Below are 334 nucleotides of genomic sequence, written 5' to 3'. Positions count from 1 at the left end.
GTATACGTTTGCTCACCATACACTAGCGTAATTGCATCTGAGGTTTGCTCAATACTCGTAATAGGCGCTGCTTGCTCAATAACTCCAATGTTGTATTGCTCAAATTGCTGCCATAAACTGGCTTGAATTAGGTTATTTTCAATTAAGTGGCCTAAATGCGTGGTGTTTATATCGGCGCAATCAAATAATAAATTATCGCCACCGCGCTCAAATGCTTCTAATTGTTGATACGGTGCTAACCTGCTTTGTTTTAAAAGTGGCATTGCGCCCAATTCGTCTAGCAGCTTTTCTGAAAAACGATTTATTGCCGATACGCGAATATCAACCTGATCAC

1 pseudogene is annotated in these 334 nt (G+C 40.4%); it reads right to left on the bottom strand.

From position 1 onward, the window contains the following. Positions 1-334: pseudogene (locus AAEY62_RS21185) on the bottom strand (tungsten formylmethanofuran dehydrogenase); the annotation flags it as partial.

It is taken from the genome of Pseudoalteromonas sp. GW168-MNA-CIBAN-0100, from assembly GCF_040309225.1.
GTDB lineage: Bacteria > Pseudomonadota > Gammaproteobacteria > Enterobacterales > Alteromonadaceae > Pseudoalteromonas > Pseudoalteromonas arctica.
Note: the sequence above shows the minus strand (reverse complement) of the source record. Positions and strands in the feature narration are given on the sequence as shown.